This is a genomic window from Marinoscillum furvescens DSM 4134 (assembly GCF_003386095.1).
Lineage (GTDB): Bacteria > Bacteroidota > Bacteroidia > Cytophagales > Cyclobacteriaceae > Marinoscillum > Marinoscillum furvescens.
In genome coordinates this window covers 1-18,775 of record NZ_QREG01000025.1, presented here as the reverse complement: position 1 = coordinate 18,775, position 18,775 = coordinate 1, and the positions used below count along the sequence as shown (strand labels likewise).

Annotated in this window: 10 protein-coding genes; 6 read left to right on the top strand and 4 right to left on the bottom strand. The window is 44.4% G+C overall.

Annotated elements, in window-relative coordinates:
* From C7460_RS19935 to C7460_RS19925, 3 genes are all read left to right on the top strand, one after another.
* Positions 1-1,407, top strand: coding sequence for a pyridoxal phosphate-dependent decarboxylase family protein (locus tag C7460_RS19935; RefSeq protein ID WP_115869904.1), 1,407 nt, complete (start codon positions 1-3; stop codon positions 1,405-1,407).
* 79 nt (positions 1,408-1,486) lie between these two features.
* Positions 1,487-1,813 carry a hypothetical protein gene (locus tag C7460_RS19930; RefSeq protein WP_115869903.1) on the top strand — a complete coding sequence of 109 codons (327 nt, stop codon included), beginning with the start codon at positions 1,487-1,489 and terminating at the stop codon, positions 1,811-1,813.
* 89 nt (positions 1,814-1,902) lie between these two features.
* Positions 1,903-2,313: a TM2 domain-containing protein gene (locus C7460_RS19925; RefSeq protein ID WP_115869902.1), complete on the top strand. Its 411-nt coding sequence runs from the start codon at positions 1,903-1,905 to the stop codon at positions 2,311-2,313.
* 53 nt (positions 2,314-2,366) lie between these two features.
* Here C7460_RS19925 and C7460_RS19920 read toward each other — a convergent pair whose 3' ends face one another.
* From C7460_RS19920 to C7460_RS19905, 4 genes are read right to left on the bottom strand one after another with little or no spacing between them, the layout of a single operon-like run.
* Positions 2,367-3,173 carry a tetratricopeptide repeat protein gene (locus C7460_RS19920; protein ID WP_115869901.1) on the bottom strand — a complete coding sequence of 269 codons (807 nt, stop codon included), beginning with the start codon at positions 3,171-3,173 and terminating at the stop codon, positions 2,367-2,369.
* A complete protein-coding gene (locus tag C7460_RS19915) occupies positions 3,121-3,984 on the bottom strand; it encodes a hypothetical protein (RefSeq protein ID WP_115869900.1) in 864 nt (287 codons plus the stop codon). The genes C7460_RS19920 and C7460_RS19915 overlap by 53 nt, the downstream gene beginning before the upstream one ends.
* Positions 3,974-4,330 (bottom strand): membrane protein insertion efficiency factor YidD, encoded by a 357-nt coding sequence (yidD, locus tag C7460_RS19910; RefSeq protein ID WP_115869899.1) that lies wholly within the window; start codon positions 4,328-4,330, stop codon positions 3,974-3,976. The genes C7460_RS19915 and yidD overlap by 11 nt, the downstream gene beginning before the upstream one ends.
* Complete coding sequence (locus tag C7460_RS19905; RefSeq protein ID WP_115869898.1) at positions 4,327-5,013, bottom strand: LolA family protein; 687 nt, start codon at positions 5,011-5,013, stop codon at positions 4,327-4,329. Before C7460_RS19905 ends, yidD begins: the two co-directional genes overlap by 4 nt.
* Positions 5,014-5,106: 93 nt before the next feature.
* On the opposite strand from C7460_RS19905, the gene C7460_RS19900 reads away from it, so the two are divergent.
* The 3 genes from C7460_RS19900 to C7460_RS19890 all read left to right on the top strand — a co-directional run bounded on the left by C7460_RS19900 (position 5,107) and on the right by C7460_RS19890 (position 18,315).
* Entirely contained in the window at positions 5,107-5,802 is a 696-nt protein-coding gene (locus C7460_RS19900; protein WP_115869897.1) for an SIR2 family NAD-dependent protein deacylase, read from the top strand.
* Positions 5,803-5,941: 139 nt separating this feature from the next.
* The gene (locus C7460_RS19895) at positions 5,942-17,689 is read left to right on the top strand and encodes a T9SS type A sorting domain-containing protein (protein ID WP_115869896.1); all 11,748 of its coding nucleotides are present in this window, start codon (positions 5,942-5,944) and stop codon (positions 17,687-17,689) included.
* A gap of 230 nt (positions 17,690-17,919) precedes the next feature.
* Positions 17,920-18,315 (top strand): SiaC family regulatory phosphoprotein, encoded by a 396-nt coding sequence (locus C7460_RS19890; protein WP_115869895.1) that lies wholly within the window; start codon positions 17,920-17,922, stop codon positions 18,313-18,315.
* The last annotated feature ends 460 nt before the right edge of the window (positions 18,316-18,775 follow it).

Genomic DNA, 18,775 nt, shown 5'->3' with positions numbered 1-18,775 from the left:
ATGACTTCTGACGAGTTTCGTAAAAACGCCCATGCTGCCGTGGACTGGGTAGCAGACTATCTCGAAAACATTGAGCAACATCCGGTAAAATCTCAAGTAAAGCCCGGTGATATAAAGAAGCAACTTCCCGAAAAAGCTCCCGATTCCAGTGAAGCATTCGCTGACCTGATGCAGGACCTCAATGACATCATTTTGCCAGGTATCACCCATTGGCAGCACCCGCATTTTCACGCATATTTTCCAGCAAATTCCAGTTACCCATCCCTTATTGCAGAAATACTAACTGCTGGAATTGGCGCGCAGTGTATGGTTTGGGAAACCTCTCCTGCTGCTGCAGAACTGGAAGAGCAAATGATGGAGTGGCTCAAAGACCTCATGTCTTTGCCTAATGCCTGGCATGGTGTGATCCATGACACGGCTTCTACAGCCACACTTACGGCAATACTCACTGCGCGTGAGCAGGTAAGTAAGTATGTCATCAATAAGCAAGGGTTTGACGGCCAGAAGTTGCGCGTTTACTGCTCTGCAGAAACCCATTCTTCGATCGAAAAAGGAGCCAAAATAGCTGGAATAGGCAGTGAAAATGTGGTGAAGATTGCCACAGATGAAGCACTAGCCATGCGACCTGATGCCCTACTGGCGGCCATAGAAAAAGACCTGGCAAACGGACTCATACCATGCTGTGTGGTAGCAGCTCTTGGCACTACAGGCACGTTGGCATTTGATCCACTGAGCGCCGTTGGACAGATTTGCCAAAAGCACAACGTATGGTTGCATGTAGATGCTGCCTATGCCGGATCTGCTATGATCTTACCCGAACTCGACTGGCTCCGCGAGGGCCTTACATTTGCAGACAGCTATGTCTTTAACCCACACAAGTGGCTGCTTACCAACTTTGATTGCTCGGTATACTTCGTGCGGGACAAAGAAGCACTGATACGTACTTTCGAAATTTTGCCCGAATATCTCAAGACCAGCACCCGTGGGCAAGTCAATGACTATAGAGATTGGGGCATTCAGCTCGGGCGTAGATTTAGGGCATTAAAACTTTGGTTTGTAATGCGCACCTACGGCAAAGAAGGCTTGAGAAACATACTACGCCAACACTTAGAATTCACCGAGCAAATCAGACAAAAGCTGGAACGCTCGCAGCATTTTGAAATCCTGGCTCCCCCGAAGCTCAATGTACTGGTATTCAGATATATTGCATCTAGCAAAAACCCTAAAACTGTGGATCAGACAAACCAGCAAATTATTGAAAAAATCAACGCTTCGGGCGAAGCATTTCTCAGCCACACAAGGGTAAATGGAGCTTTTGCTATCCGATTGGTTCTAGGCCAAACTCACCTTTCAGAACGCCACGTCGAGAAGGTATGGAGCCTCCTAACCGCACACATTCCAGAGTAGATTACGGTATATGTCACACAAACAATTATTTCTTATGACTCGTTAGGTTGCTGTTTTAGAACCAAAAACAGTTACAACCATGAAAATTTCCAAACCAATAATTCTTACTGCACTACTAACCTTTTTCTCTTCTCTGGCATTTGCCAATGAAAGTGAAAACCTTACAAGTGACAATGTATCAGAAAAGTCGGAAAAGGAAGTAAGAATGCGAGTGGACTTCCTCAAAGATAGAATCAGTGAAATCCAGCAAATGGAGCCTTCTACCATGGATCAATTTGAAAAGACTCAGGTAAAGGAAGAGCTCAAGAAAATCAAAAAAGAGCTAAAAGTAGCTCACAACGAACACATCACCATTTCTGTAGGTGGTTTGATTATTATTATTCTGTTGTTGATTATTATATTTTAAATAATGCCTACGTTGGTCTTTATGTATTTGATTAATTGAAATGAATGGCTATGTTTGATTAATTTTTAATCTAAACATTGTCTAACAACATGAAAAAATCATTGCTAGTTATTGTTTGTATGGTGGCTGCTTTTGCGGGATTTTCCAATGCGAAGTATACCATCAACGATGCTGAAGTAGAACAAGTACTTACTGAGTCTGTGCAGGTTGACTTCAATCTCACAGCTACTCAAGCTGAAGGTATCCTCGGAGCTACTTCCATCAAACAAGACAAAGACCCTTGGGTTGCATTTGCTCTTTCCTGGGTACTTGGTGGAATCGGTGTTCACCGTGTATACCTCGGAGGTAAAGGAAGCCTAATACTGATTTACATTGTTACCTGCTTCGGTATTTTCGGAATTGTTCCTTTCATTGACTGGATCGTCCTTCTTGTCGGAGCTATCAAAGGAGACATTAGTCAGTACGTAGGAAACGACAAATTCTTTATGTGGTCTAACTAACAGTTAGTCCTATTTAATTTATAAAAAGAGCGACTGGTACCAGTCGCTCTTTTTTATTTGCTCAAAGTTTGATTTAGGAATTCTTTTTTGATCGAGGCTTTCAACTTTTCGTTGCGCCTATTGGACAAATCTCGCGCATGTCTTGCTCCACCCAAATAGAAAGTATAGAAAAAAGCTGCTCCTGTCATTCCTCCTGTAAAGAAATAACCATGATACAGGTGCCAGGCGGTAAAGCCAACCAGGGCAAGCTGCACTCCTCCAGAAACCAGTCCTCTTCCAAAATGCCCTGCATACATCTGACCTACTCCAGGCAAAAACAACGATAGATTGTATGCTTTCTGAGGATCTTTTAGCTTCCAGTTGCTTGCAGCCAATCGCTCCCGATCCTGGCTAGTGATTTCACCTTGATCTTGTAGCGTCAGAAGTACCTCATCAGCTTCACCCATTCGCCCCAGACTCAACAAGGTCAGGAACTTGAAGACATTTACATGGCTATCCGCCGCTCCAAACTTGAGTTCATATTTAAGGATTTCGGCATGGGCTTTAGGATAATCTTTAATCAGATAAGCAAGCACTATGCGCTCATATTGTAGTTGTTGAGCACTGACACCCCCATTATCATTTACACTGGTAATCCGGTCCAATATGCTCAAGGCGTGCTCATATTCTTCCAATTCCTTGTAGCACATGGCTTTTCGGTACAGCAACTCATAGTTTTCTCTACCTCCAGTGAAATACTCATACTCAAATGCGACAGCAGCAGCACGATAGTCCCCTTCTTCATAGAGGCTATCTCCTACCTGCGCATTAGCGTAGGAGCAAGCGAATAGGTAAATGCATATTGACCAGAATTGCTTCATCTACGTCTTGATTATATCTCATTTCTGTTACCCGAACTCCTACTACGCTGCCCCATATGTTGGCTGCATAGAAAACACTAAAAAGTGATCCAAAAACTATAAATCTGGGACTTTCAATTCCATCCTTCCGGTAGGCTTCCCACGCCTGAAGGCCGAGCACTCCAACACCTACAAGGCCCATAGCGCCCTGACCAATGTGTCCTGTATAAAATTTCCCTGTGCCTGGAACTACCGCAGACATCAGCCCAGCCAGAAAGGGTGATTTCGTTCGTCTACCTGTTATATCCTTAGCGATTCCTCTCATATCCTCTTGAAAATTCACCAACCGATAGTCGGCCATCCTAAAACGGCTGCTATACTTGTCAAATGTCTCAAATTTTCGCTCAAGCAATGCTAAACCGGCTAATTCATACACCTGAAGTTCTTGCAATGCACTATCTGTAGGCGTTACTGAAAGGAAGTGCTTTTTGGAATTAGCATATTTTTTTTGATAAGCCAGCTCAAAGCCACCAAAAAGCATAGCATGTGTATGCAGCTGTGTGGATCGACTGCTAACAGCATCAAAATAGCCAATCGAGCGATCCAGTTCTTTCAGTTCATAAGCATACTTTCCTAACAAAAAATTCACAGAATCCCTTTGGCTCCAACTAATCCTGGAATTCAACATCTGATCTCCAAAATGCAGTGCCTCCCGATATTCCTTCAGGTTGGACAAATGGTTTAAGAAAGCAAAATCTCGTGACACCTGGGCATTTACCGAAGCACAAAAAATCAATACAGGCAATAGCACCTGGAGTAGCTTAATATTCATCCCACTCCTCTTTAATTTTGCCTTCAGGAGTTAACCTAAACCTTGAAGTTTCCGCTAATGTGGTACGGTTGCATCTGGATAAACGATCACAAGTGAGCATCAGTGCTTTGAAAAACCCAAACCTGTCAAATGCTCCCTGGCTAAACTCCGAACATGAATGCTCGTAAATACAATCGTTTAGGATTTGTTCGGAGAACACCACATGATAGAGCTTGAGCAGCCCCTTGAATTTCTGTGATTTCACTACCTCCTCTTGTTTTGCTGCACGCTCAAAGTCAGAGGATTTTGACTGACTGAAAGCAACGAAACTTAGACCAAGTACTACTACAAATACTGCCGTTCTCATTTTACTAAGCTAGCATTCTTAGGCACTTCAAAATCCAGTATCTCTCTATCTACAGGATCATTGAATTGAAATTCCCGGAACGTGGTTTTTGTGATGATCGAATCCTCTTCCAGGTAGTCGATTTCAGTAATGGACATGGGGAAAGTAATGCCCCTCAAACTTTCAAAATCATAGAAGTAAATTTTCTTGAAATAGACTTCTTCGTCATCTACGAACCCCATGAATACCGGGTGATCTCCATTGGTAACGAGTTCCACATAGGAAATTTCTGCCTTTAACTTTTTAGGTGGCAACCACTTAGACACCAAAAAACCATCATCTATAGTTGACTCCCCTAAGCTATATCCGACAGCTTCAAGCCCCATGTTAGGTGACTGCCCCAGGAAGTAATAAAAGGTATTATTCTGACTACTGTAGTCGTAATTTACGGTCTTGAAAACGGAATTTTTCTCGGGATTATAAACTTCTAATTCCCCTTCCCTATTGTTTAAAATAAACACTTCAGTGGGTTCGCTTAGATGAGTCACCATTTTCCCATCCTGATGTTGGTACAGGATTCGAGCATCCATCCGCGTAGTTTTACCCTGAGCACTCATTCGCCTCACCATAAGAAAGCTTACCCAGTCAAATCCTCCTTGTAATATCCCTACCCACAGAGAAATAACGGTCAAAAAACTTACCATTCGTTTTATCTTGTTTTGCGCTCGACAAAGTAACTTAAACTACTGAAAAGTCACGGCTTTATATTTCGTGAAATTCTATTAGCTTGACAACTTATGAAAAAGATAGCAGTACTCACAGGAGCTGGCATCAGTGCAGAAAGCGGCATCAGCACCTTTAGAGATGCCGGAGGACTTTGGGAGGGGCATGACATCATGGATGTGGCCTCACCCCATGGATGGCACAAAAACCCTGAACTTGTGCTGGATTTTTACAACAAGCGGCGTAGACAGGCGATCAACGCCAAACCCAATGCCGGACACCTCGCACTGGCAGATCTGGAAAAATATTTTGAGGTGCACATCATTACCCAAAACATTGATAACCTTCACGAAAAGGCAGGCTCCTTCAATGTACTCCACCTCCATGGCGAGCTCTTTAAATCCCAATGCTCCAGGTATTCAGATCTGATATATGATATTCAAGGTACGGAGTTGTGTCTTGGAGATATGAGTGAAAAAGGATTTCAACTGCGACCACATGTGGTTTGGTTCGGGGAAGCTGTACCAATGATCGAGCCGGCTGCTCAGTTGGTAAGCGAGGCTGATGTGGTTATCGTTGTGGGTACTTCTATGGTAGTGTACCCGGCGGCAGGGCTCATCCAATATGCCCGTCCTGATGCTGACCTCTACCTGGTAGACCCAAAAATTCCTGATTTCGATTTTCGAAGACCTATTGAGAAGATTCAACGAACCGCAGCTAGTGGCTTGCCAGACCTTGTTCAACGGCTAATATCCCGCATTGAGCTATAATAGGACAAAAGGTAGATTTTTTTCGATTAAATTACTGATTATCATGTTGGAAAGAACTTGATGATAAATTCTATCTGCATGAAAAGCTCGTATCTTTACGGCAAGTTTGATCACTAACTTTTTCGATTTGAATCGACATATGAATACCTCATCGCCTGCAATTGCTGACATGGCCATAACAGCAATTTGCTACCTGTGTAAGAGACGTCTTCAACATTTTTCGTCTTCAAAGTTTCTATTCTTTATTCTGGGTTTGTTTGCTGCTATCAGCAGTTATGCTGAAGGCTCTCGTACGCTAGCTCCCAACTACGGAGATACTGTATCTACCTGGCTTGGAGCTCCTAGCAATAACAACGAGTTAGCCTGGCTGGAGCATGACTCACAGCTCTCTGGAGACTTCCTGGACCCTGCGGCCACTTCCGACCAGCGATTATTCGTAAGAATGCTTCCTGGTGAAACTTTGTATTATGGCTTGCGACGTATCCCTGTAAAATATGACAATGTAAACCCTTACTCTCAAGCAACTACTGAGGGTAATAATCAGGACCTTACCGTGGTGATCTATGACAATGCTGGTAACATTGTGCAAGCGGTATTTTTTGAAAGAGATGCCACATTTGATGGTCAAGCCAGATTAGACGCCTCCTACACCTCATCAGGCACGGGCACCGATGGGATCATCACCAGCGTAGCCAACTCGTTGAATGGCCCTGAGTTTACATACAATTCCAACACCATCAATAGTGGAGGATATTCCCCGCTCAGTTATACCAACGATACAGGAAGCGATCAGGATTTTTATATTACATTCATTCAGGATAATTACACGTATACCAGTCATGCCCAGTTTATTACTGACATTGAAAATGGAACAATAAATGATGCTGACATAAGAAGCTGGTACGACTTGTGGGACTTTTCCGTCTACGACAACAATGAAGAGAAACCTGGAAGACTTCATTGTAAGCGATGGAACCTCACAGTACAAGACCTGGATAACGTGCTCGCAGATGAGGTGAAGTTTTACGCTCAGGTTCCTTCGGTAATAGATGGAGTAAATCAGGGTAATTACATCAAACAAGTAGACCTGGGAGGCCTTGAAGCATTCTCCATAATAATTTATGCAAACTCGGAAGGCTCCGATGGCTCAAACGGTGACTTAAATGGTGACGGTATTACTGATTTCCAGGATGACCGAATGAGTACAACAAGTGACATTGGTCAGCTTGACTATCCAATGTTCATCAACAACCCAGATATTGACTTGTACCCTACCACTGTACTGCCTACAGTGAACATTACAAATGCTAATTTTTACTGCAACTCTCAAACCCAAAATGGCGAAGCATCCATCACCTTTGAAGCCAATCAAACAGGTCAAATTGCCATTCTTGTTGACCTAGATGGCACCAATGGTTATCAGGCAGGGACAGAGGATGTGATCATCGAGGCACTGATATCTTCTGAAGGCTATGAAACAATCATTTGGGATGGGCTAGATGGGAATGGAAACCCTGTGCCAAGCGGTACCGAAATTACCATCTCGGGTAGGTTTACAGCTGGCCCTATTCATATTCCTCTTTGGGACGTAGAAGCTAATAATCAAGGCATGAACATGTTGGATGTTCGTCCCTCTACCAGCTTCGACCTAATTTATTGGGATGATGATGACATTGCTTCAGGTGCTACGCCAGAAATAGAATTAGATGGTACAAACACGTCTTTACACACCTGGACAGATGGAGACGATTACCTGGTAAACACCTGGTCCTTTGGTTTTTACCAAATCAACACGGAAAATGTGGTATTTCAGTATAACTGTAACTCCGATGGTGACAATACTTCTGTGTTATTAGATCAGGACAATGACAATGATGGAATTCCAGACAGTTCTGAAGGCGATTTCAATGCTGATACGGATGGAGACGGCATTCCAGATTATTTGGATTCTGACTTGGCTGGATTTGTGGATTCCAATGGAGATGGTATAAATGATAATTTCGATTTTGATCTGGATGGAATACCGGACGGAAGAGACAAGGACTCTGATAATGACGGTATTCCTGATGTTATAGAAGCAGGTGGAGTAGACGCAGACAATAATGGTATCATTGATTGTGGATCAGCGTATACAGTCAGCCTTACCGTCACTGACGATGGTGGAGCCACTACCACCCATTCTGGTTATGTTACCGTATCCGAATCCGGATCGAGCACAAATTTCACGGGCTCAACTGGCGCATTTACCTATGACGATGAAAATTTCTACTTAGAAGCGGAGTGCGCCACAGTAGGCAGTAACTTCAACATAATTAGCGAAGAATTAGCTTCAAACGAGCAAGCGGTACAAACCAATGCGGGTCCTTCATATGACAATGCTCCAACTGGTGTCAACGATCGCATTCGATTTACATTTGATATCGCAACCACTGGAACTTACACGGTTTATGGTAGAGTAAGTGGTGCAAGTAACGTTGCTGATGGATTTTGGGTAAGAGCTGACGGTGGTACCTATGTGAAATGGAATAACTGGGACACAGGCGGGGATTATGATTGGGTACAATTCTGGGATTCGGATAATGGAGAGTCCCTTGTAACTTATAACTTTAACACAACCGGTTCTCACACCATTGATATTGCTTATCGAGACGATAATGCAATAATCGACAAACTCTACATTTCCTTAGCAGGTACCACCCCTACTGGTGAAGGAAGTACGGCAATCAACTGTAACATTTCTCCTGAATCAGGTATAAATATCTCCTCCAGTTCAGGAACAAGTCCCTTCACAGTGAATTTTACTGCAAATGCTCAAGATTTTCTTGGAGGCAGTATTGCAAGTTATTCATGGGACTTTGGAGACGGAAATACCTCAACCAGTCAAAATCCAACTCATATCTTTGATGTGAATGACGCCTATCCATTAGATCTAAACCATAATGGAATTTGTGATGCCTATGACAACACTTGTGATGGTACCTCCAGCACGTTTACCACGTATGCCATCGGCGCTAACACAAGTGGGACAGTAAACAATCCAACCAATGCTCTAGGAGCTCCAAACGGCGATTATGCTAATATTGCCACAGAAGATTCATACATTGATCTTCAACTTCCTGATCTGGTAAATGGGGGTACGACCATTACCATAAATATGGCCTTAGCCACAGGCACAGGTTTTAATGTAACGTTTTTTGAATCGCAGGATGGTACAACTTTTTCAAACAGCACACAAATACAATTAGATGGAGGCACCACAGCCACGGATTACACCTATATCCTGGTTGATGCCGCTGAATACATTCGGGTTCGTTCGGATGGAAATACAGACCGATACTTATACCATATTTCATATGACATTACAACAAGCTGTGGGCCGGGAACTCCCCTGTCCATACCTGACACTGATGGAGATGGTGTACCGAATTACAAAGACCTTGATGCTGACAATGACGGTATAGTCGACGCGATAGAAGCGGGTGGTAGTGCTGGCGAAAATGGATATATCGCCAACTACACAGACAACAATGGCAATGGACTCAATGATGATCAGGAAGTAGTTCCTTTGTCGCTTCCTGACACAGACGGAGATGGCACATTGGCTGATTACCTGGATATAGACAGTGACAATGATGGTATTCCTGACAACATAGAAGCACAGAGAAGTGACTCGACCATTGCTATAGTTGCGGGTGATACCAACGGTAATGGACTTTTGGATATTTATGATCCCCAAATCGATGGCACATTACTGACCACTGTCGATACTGATGGTGACGGTGACGCTGATTATGCAGATACAGATGCAGATGGAGATGGCGTTCGAGACCAGATAGAAGGTTGGGACAGTGACTTTAACGGGTACGGTGACTGGGATGCCACTGGTAGTAACAACGACATTACCGATGAGACAGGATACAATACAGATACCGATGGAGACGGGCTATGGGACATCTACGATAATGTAGCTACCACAGGAGTTACCAATATCGTAGGCTCTTCTGCCCCATTACAAAATACAGACGGTGCGGACCTCAAAGACTGGCAGGACACAGACGATGACAATGACGGTTCACTTACATCCGGAGAAGATGTAAATACCAACAATAACTGGAGCGACGATTTTACAGAGGGCCAGGGAGCATCTGCTACCGTACCTGATTATCTTTTCCGCGGTGACTATGATGGCGACAGTATAGCTGATAAAGATGATACAGATTCTGACAATGATGGTATCTCTGATGCTGAAGAAAGTAATGGTCAGGCCTATGATCCCAGTCAGGATCATGACAATGACGGGATTCCAAACTACCGGGATCCTGATTTGGCAGGTGGATTTACAGACGTAAATGGAGATGGCGTTTTTGATGAGTATGATACTGACCGTGATGGAATTCCTGACTTTTTAGATCTGGATTCGGACAACGATGGCATCTGGGATGCTGTAGAAGCTTACGGCGGATCACTTCCAAATGGAATGGATCAAACTACAGGACAGTTCACACTAAATGATCCTGATAACGACGGGTTAATGAATTACATCGACTCCTCTCCTGCTGCCAGCGGAGGAAGTTCTACCCTTAGCAACCCAGATAGTGATGGAGATGGAATAAAAGACTACATCGATATTGATAGTGACGGAGACGGCATTGTGGATTTGATCGAAAGCCAAACTACTGCGGCTTTGGTTACCCCTTCCGGATTAGATTCTGATGGTGATGGAATTGATGATGCGTTCGACCCTAACAACGGAGGTGTACTCATAACCCCAGTCAACACTGACGGATTAGATTTTCCTGATTATTTGGATGACGACAGTGACAATGACAATGTAAGTGACCTGATAGAAGGTCATGACGCAAACATTAACGGATTTGGAGACTGGGATACCAACCAAAGCGGAACTGCAGACGAAGCAAATATGACCACTGACACCGATGGTGACGGACTTGCTGATGCATTTGATACGGTTACGCTAGGCGATGCAGGGAACGCAACCGGTTCTAACGCAGCACTTCAAAATACTGATGGACTCGATCAACTCGACTTTAGAGACACAGACGATGATGCAGATGGAACCCTCACGGAAAATGAAGACAGCAATGCCAATGGAAACTATCAGGATGATCAAACTCAAGGTCAGGAAGGTGGAAGCACCGTACCTAATTACCTCTTTAATGGAGACTATGACAATGATAACATTACTGATATCAACGATGGTGACTCAGACAATGACGGCATCCCTGACAGTGCAGAAAACGGAGGACAAGCTGTAAACCCTGATGGCGATGAAGACGGTGACGGTATACCAAACTACAAAGATACGGACGACCCAGCGGTAACCGGAGTATTGACCAGCACGGCGGATGCCAATGGAGATGGTGTCTATGATGTCTATGATGCAGATGGTGATGGAGTGCCCGATTTTAGAGATGCAGACTCTGACAATGACGGGATTCCTGACCTGGTAGAAGCGGGAGGAACCGATTCTGATGGTGACGGGCAGGTAGATTGCTACGACGAGTTTTACCTGGAAGCCGAATGTCATTCCTATGGTGGAAATTGGACAACTGTGACAGGAGATGCGGATGCTTCCAATGGCACTTATGTGGAATATCCATCGGGCACCACTATCAACAATCCTCCAATCAATAATGATGACTATTTGACTTACACATTTTCGATTTGCACCGCAGGCACATTCGATGTGTGGTTTCTGGCACGTACAGCCAATGGTGGAGATGATTCTTTCTGGGTGGCAATGGACAATGACACTGACACCACCAAGTTCAATAACATCAATGGAGGAACCACAGATTTTGCATGGGACCAGCTTCATGATACTGACAATGGTGCCACAACTGTGTCTTATACGTTGAGTGCTGGCCAACATACGCTTCGTATTGGATACCGTGAAGATGGTGCAGAATTGGATAAAATATTCCTAACGAGAAACGGCACAACACCATCTGGTAATACGCAATCAACGATCAATTGCCTCTCCCCTGGCGATACCGACAGTGACGGAGTGGCAGATTTTCTGGATATAGATAGTGACAATGATGGCATCACAGATTTAACAGAAGCTGGTGGTACAGATAGTGATGGTGACGGTAGAGCCGACGTACTTACCGACTCTGACAATGACGGCCTTGCCGACTTGTTTGACACAGATAATGGAGGAACACAGTTAGCTATTGTTGATTCTGACTCAGATGGCATTCCAAATTACCAGGATCTGGACAGTGACAATGATGGCGTTACCGATGCAACGGAAAACGGAGGTGACGATTCTAACGGCGATGGACTTATTGATGGCTATGCTTCAGACGCTGACGGAGATGGATTGGCAGATATCGTGGACCCTGACTCAGGAGGAGTTCCTATTTCAGGAGTAGATACGGATGGTGATGGTATTCCAAATTCACGAGATCTAGACAGTGATAATGATGGATTACCAGACATTATAGAGGCTGGTGGTACCGATGGCGATAATGATGGTATAGTAGACGACTTACTAGATATCGATCAAGATGGAATCCCGGCCAATGTGGATGTGGACGAAACTGGAGGCACTGACGCAGATGGTGATGGAATTGATGATCAATTTGACGTGACCTACACAGGTGGAAATGATACTGATGGTGACGGAATCGACAATGTTTATGATTATGATAAAAACGGAGATGGGTTCAGTGATTTTGTAGAAGCCAACCCGTACACCCTACTAGACACAGATGGAGATGGCAATAAAAATTTCCGAGATATTGACAGTGACAATGACGGCATAGTAGACGTGATCGAATTTGGTGAAACTGCTGATGCTGCCACTGGCACCATCGATGGTTTTACAGATACAGACGGAGATGGCCTCAACGACACACAAGACGGCTATTTAGGCACCGTGGTAAATGGGGCCGTTTCGCCGATTACTCCTGTTAATTCAGATACTGGAACTGAGCCTGCTGATGCTGTAAAGCCTGATTATTTGGATATCGATAGTGACAATGATGGAGTCGTAGATCTCTACGAAAGCCAGACAAAAGCTACATTAATCAGTCTATCAGGGGTAGACAGTGATGGAGACGGATTAGACGATGCCTTTGACCCGAATGCAGGAGGTTCGCTGATCACGCCGGTAAATACCGACGGTGATGCTAATCCTGATTATCTGGATGATGATTCAGATGGTGATGGAGTCAACGATCAAACAGAAGGTGACAATGCCAACAAAGACTCCTATGGAGATTGGGACGCAGACACTGATGGAAACTTCGATGATGCCGGATACAATACAGATACTGATGCGGACGGCTTGTTAGACATTTTTGACAATGTATCAAGCGTCGGAGACAACAATGTCACCGGATCATCATCAGCCGTACAGGATACTGACAAAGACGGCACCTGGGATTTTCAAGATTTGGATGATGACAATGATGGAATAGATACAAATGATCCAGCCGATTATACAGATTTCAATGACGATCCAAACGGCATTATTCCTGATTACCTCTACGGAGATACAGACTTTGACGATGATGGCATTGCGAATGCCGACGACCTTGATGCGGACAATGACGGTGTAGCCAACACTGCTGAAGATGGTGGAACAGGTATTGATCCGAATGGAGACCTGGATGGAGATGGCTTCCTCAATTTTGAGGACACCGATATAGATGGGGATGGCATTGCTAATAGTGCGGATACAGACACTGGTGGGATTAATACCACCGGATTTACAGACTTAAATGGCGATGGCACGATCGATCAGTTTGATAAAGACCTGGATGGCACTCCTGATTACATTGATCGGGATAGTGACAATGATGGTATAGCAGATGTAATCGAATTTGGTTTGACTGATGCCGACAAAGATGGCACCCTGGATGAAGGGAGTGGAATTACAGATGTAAATGGAAACGGTCTTGATGACAATCGAGAATCAGGTCCACTTAGTCTATCAAGCTCTTTTGCTGATGAATGTATTTCATCCGCAGACCCAACGCACAACTTGAGCTTTTCTGTTTCTACAGTTGATGCCAATGCTGATGCCACACTTTCTTTCACACTTGTGGGGGACTATGGACCGCAAGCTGGTGAATCATTTACGCTGACTGGAGAAGGGTCGGTAAACCTTGGTACTTACGACAGAACTGATTCTGATAACCCAGGTGCTGCTGACTGTGAGACGTTAAATTTTAGCATTACAATTTCACAGGCAAACTGGAACACTTTCAATAATGATGGTACGGTGTCGATAACGATGACAACAGGTGGTGGCGTTGATGCCATATGTTCTGGAAATTCTTCTTGTATTTCAAATACGGAAGTTAACTGGACAATTTCAAACCCAAGTAGCGGCTCGCCGATTACACCTCCCGACACTGACTCAGATGGCATTGAAGATCACCTGGACCTGGATGCCGATGCTGATGGTATTCCTGACAATATCGAAGCACAAACAAATGCTGATTATACAGCACCTGTGCTTACTGACAGTGATGGAGATGGTATACTTGATGTATATGATGAAGATGTTGCAGTAGGCAATGCCATTACTCCTATCGATACGGACGGAGATGGAAACGAAGATTACATCGATACCGACTCTGATGATGACAACATCCCTGATGTGGTGGAAGCCTGGGATAGCGATCTGAACGGTTTTGGAGATTGGGATAGCGATAGCAACAACGACCCTACTGATGAAACCGGATACGCTTCAGATGTAGACGCTGACGGCATTTCCTATATTTTCGACAATGTTTCTGGAAAAGGATCCATAGCAAACATCTCAGGCACTAGTGCTACTTTGGGAGATACTGATGGAGATGGCATCAGAGACTTTAGAGATACGGATGACGATGGAGACGGGATCAACACTGACACTGAAGACAACAATAGCAACCTTGACTGGACCGATGACTTTACTCAGGGAGGCAGAACAGTACCTGATTATCTCTACAGTCCGGACAACGATGGCGATGGGATTATCAACAGCGCAGACCTGGATGCTGATAACGACGGAATCCTAAATAGTGACGAATCTCCGGGAGTAATCTATGATGCACTTAGCGACCTGGATCAAGACGGAACCTTTAACTATTTGGATAGTGACCTACCTGGATATACGGACTCCAATGGGGATGGCGTGGATGATCGATATGATCAGGACCTGGATGGCGTTCCTAACTTCTTTGATCTCGATAGTGACGATGACGGAATCCCGGATTTAGTGGAAGTTGGAAATAGCGATGCGGATGGAGATGGTCGATTGGACTCATTTACCGACACCAATTCCGATGGTGCAGATGACAATTTGAATTCACCAGTTTCTACCTTAAACTCTGAATCAGGGTCAGTGAACAATGCGACACGTGCGGAAGGTCTTCCTGACAATTCGTGGGCAGCTTTCAACAACACCGGTGTAGTGACGGCAGATATAATTACCCTTGACCTGGGTTCTACCCTTTCTGAAGGAACCATCGTGGCAGTGAAAATGAGGATAAGAAACAACGCATCTTCCAAAACCATGACCGTCACTGAATCCAATAATAATGTTTTGTATAACAATGACACAGACTTTACGCTAGACACCCACTTAGATGTGAGTCAGTTCTTCTACTATGAATTAGCAGCAGATGCAAGGTACCTACGCTTTGAGCTTACCGCCAGAACTTCTGGCAATATGCAAATAGACGGTATCTCATACAACTCCTCCGCTCCTACAGATACAGATGGTGATGGACTGGCAGACTTCCTCGATCTGGACTCAGACGATGACGGCATCACGGATAATCGGGAAGGTCAGACGTCAGCCGGCTACATAGCTCCTACCACTACCGATACCGATGGCGATGGCCTGAAAGATGTCTACGATGGTAACAATGGAGGCACGGCTATAGCTACACCTGTAGATACAGATGGTGATGGCACCGATGATTACCTGGACACCGACAGTGATGATGACAATGTGCTAGATGAAGTAGAAGGGTTTGATGCGAACAAAAATGGATACAGCGACCTGGACAGTGATCAGGATGGTAGTTTGACTGATGAATCAGGTTATGGTAATGATATCGACGGTGATGGTCTCGGCAGGTTGTTTGACAACTACTCAGGTAGTGGCGTAAACAACACCAAAGGATCAAAAGCAACCATACAAGACACAGACGGTGATGGCATTCCAGACTGGAGAGATGATGAAGATGATAGTGATGGCATAGACACTTCAGCTGAAGACACCTCTGATGGTTCTGGCGGTGGAGCAGATGGCAATTACTACAACGACAAAACACAAGGTGGTGGAGCCACGCCTGATTACCTTTACTTCAATGACATAGATGGTGATGGTGAAGCCGACGGTATAGACCTGGATAGTGACAATGATGGCATCACCGATGCTCAGGAAGCTCCGGGTGTAGACTATGGAGGTGGTACCGGACCATTTGATGACAATGACAATGACGGCATATTTAACTTCAGGGATAGCGACGCTACAGGGTTTACGGATGCAGATGGCAATGGTGTAGATGATCAGGTAGATGCTGATGGCGATGGCATTCCAAACTTCTTTGATCTGGATAGTGATAATGACGGAATTCCTGATGGTATTGAAGGAAATGGCGGCACATTGCCTGCAGGACAGTCTGACAATGGCCAATACCCTGAAACAGCCCCAGATGCTGACAATGATGGCCTGGCCGATGGAGCAGATGCCGGAACAGTTACCTCATTCCCTCTGCCGGATACAGATGGCGATGGAATACTCGACTTCCTGGATTTGGATAGTGACAGTGATGGAATCTCTGACTTGCTAGAGGCAGGAGGAAACGATGCGAATGGTGACGGAATGCTTGATGCCTTTGGTGATACCGATGGTGACGGACTTGGAAACACTGTAGATAGTGATAATGGAGGAACGGCACTGCCTGTACCAAACACCGACGCTGCAGATGGGCCAGATTACATAGATACTGACTCGGAAGACGATGGCAACCCTGATTTCTACGAAGGATTCTATGAGCAGGCTCCTAACGCACACCAGTCGTCCTATGCATCTCGTGTAAGCGATTACAATGCCACTACTGGCAGTGGTAACACCTACTCTACCGCAGACATTAGCCCTGCTAATGGCACGCCGGATTACCTGGACGATAGCGATGGTGACGGAATTCCTAACTTATTAGATCCTCAAAGTGCTTTCTACTTTGATGATGACAATGACGGAATCATCAACTTGTTTGACACGGATCAAAGCGGACAATCGTATGGTGCGGTAAGTGGTCAACCGGATAGAGACAGTGATGGTACTCCTAACGTACTCGATGGGTCGGACGTGCCACTTCCACTAGACTTCTTGAGTTTTGTAGCTTCTGCACGTGGAGAAAATGTATTACTCACCTGGGAAACTACCAATGAAATCAATGTGAGTCACTTTGAGGTAGAGCATAGCACCGATGGAGAAAACTGGAGTGCTATCGGGGTAGAAGACGCAGTGAATATATCCGAACGCATCAATGTGTACAATTTCATTCACTCCAGTGCGATCAAAGGCTACAACTTCTACCGCTTAAAAGAGGTAGACATAGATGGGAAAAATGCTTACTCGGAAATCATTTATCTGGTACTAGACAGTCAAAAGATTACCTGGTCTTTGTATCCGAACCCTACTCAGGATGTTATACGCATTCAGTCCAATGTGACCATCCCATCTGGAAAAGTACAGATAGTGGACATGAATGGACGTATCATCCATGATCAAGAGCATGCACTAGGGGCACAAGCTGTTGAAATCGACCTTAGCGCTCACGGATCAGGCGTCTACCAACTGTTTATAGAACTTCCTGATGACCGCAAGGTGTTCAGAGTTATTAAAAAGTAAATCTTAATTCAAACAGAATTAAAAGGCCTTGAGAGCACTCTCAAGGCCTTTTTTATTTAAACTACAAGGTGAGCTACTAGGAGTAGTACCTATACGAGTAAGCGTAATACCTATTTTTCAGAATAAGAAAAATACCCTATTATAAAAGCTTGAAGATGCACACCTTTGACTTACGCTTGATTGCCGAATTCTCAACCAATATCAAATTAGAATCATAAAATCCACCAGCAATGAATTTAGCAATCCAGAATTTAGCTTCAAATACGTTTAGTCCTCTATTCAATGTAGACAAACTAATGTACCCTTTCATTCAATATGAAAATGGGCGATTAGAAATTCAGGGCATGATCAACCACCCTGCAATTGAAAGCTGCTTTAATCAAGTTTTAGAAGCATTTGAAAATGACCTGAACAATCACAATGTGATCATGATAGAACTCACATTGGACGCACTCAATACCCCTACCCTGAAGATGCTTTTCGACCTCTGCAAGCTGCTTGCCGACAACCGAAACAAGGAATTTCACATCCAGTGGAACGTCTCAAAAAACAATACGGCCCTTATAAAAACAGGACTCGATTTAAATGAATTATTCGGCCTCAATTTTCAGTTTTCCTACGAATAGTCCCAACCAGATTTTTGCTTGGCGAAGAACCATACTCACTATCACACGAACCTTCTTCAGCCAATAGTCAAAGGCAAAGGCTCAGGTTATTAAACCTGGGCCTTTGATGTTTTATAAGCAATGGCACCATGAGCATGAATTAAATGGGATTTTGCTCATGCATCAGTTGGCCAAAGTAAGCGTCGAAAGCGGCCTCCTTGGCAGGAACAGTATGCAGCAACTTTCTTGACGCATTATAACTCTGAAAAAAGAGGCGTATACAAGCAGCGAAAGCCACTTTTTCATCTCTCCTAGTAAAATCACCTATATCCATTTCGGATTCCACCTAATTCTTCAAATAAGAATTTTACCCTTATATAGGGTCCATGGCTTCCCCATCTTTGTATTGTTGGTAATCCACAAAACGATCACCGGCTCCCATCCCCACCCACATTGGTTTCCCACCAGCATTTAAGAACCG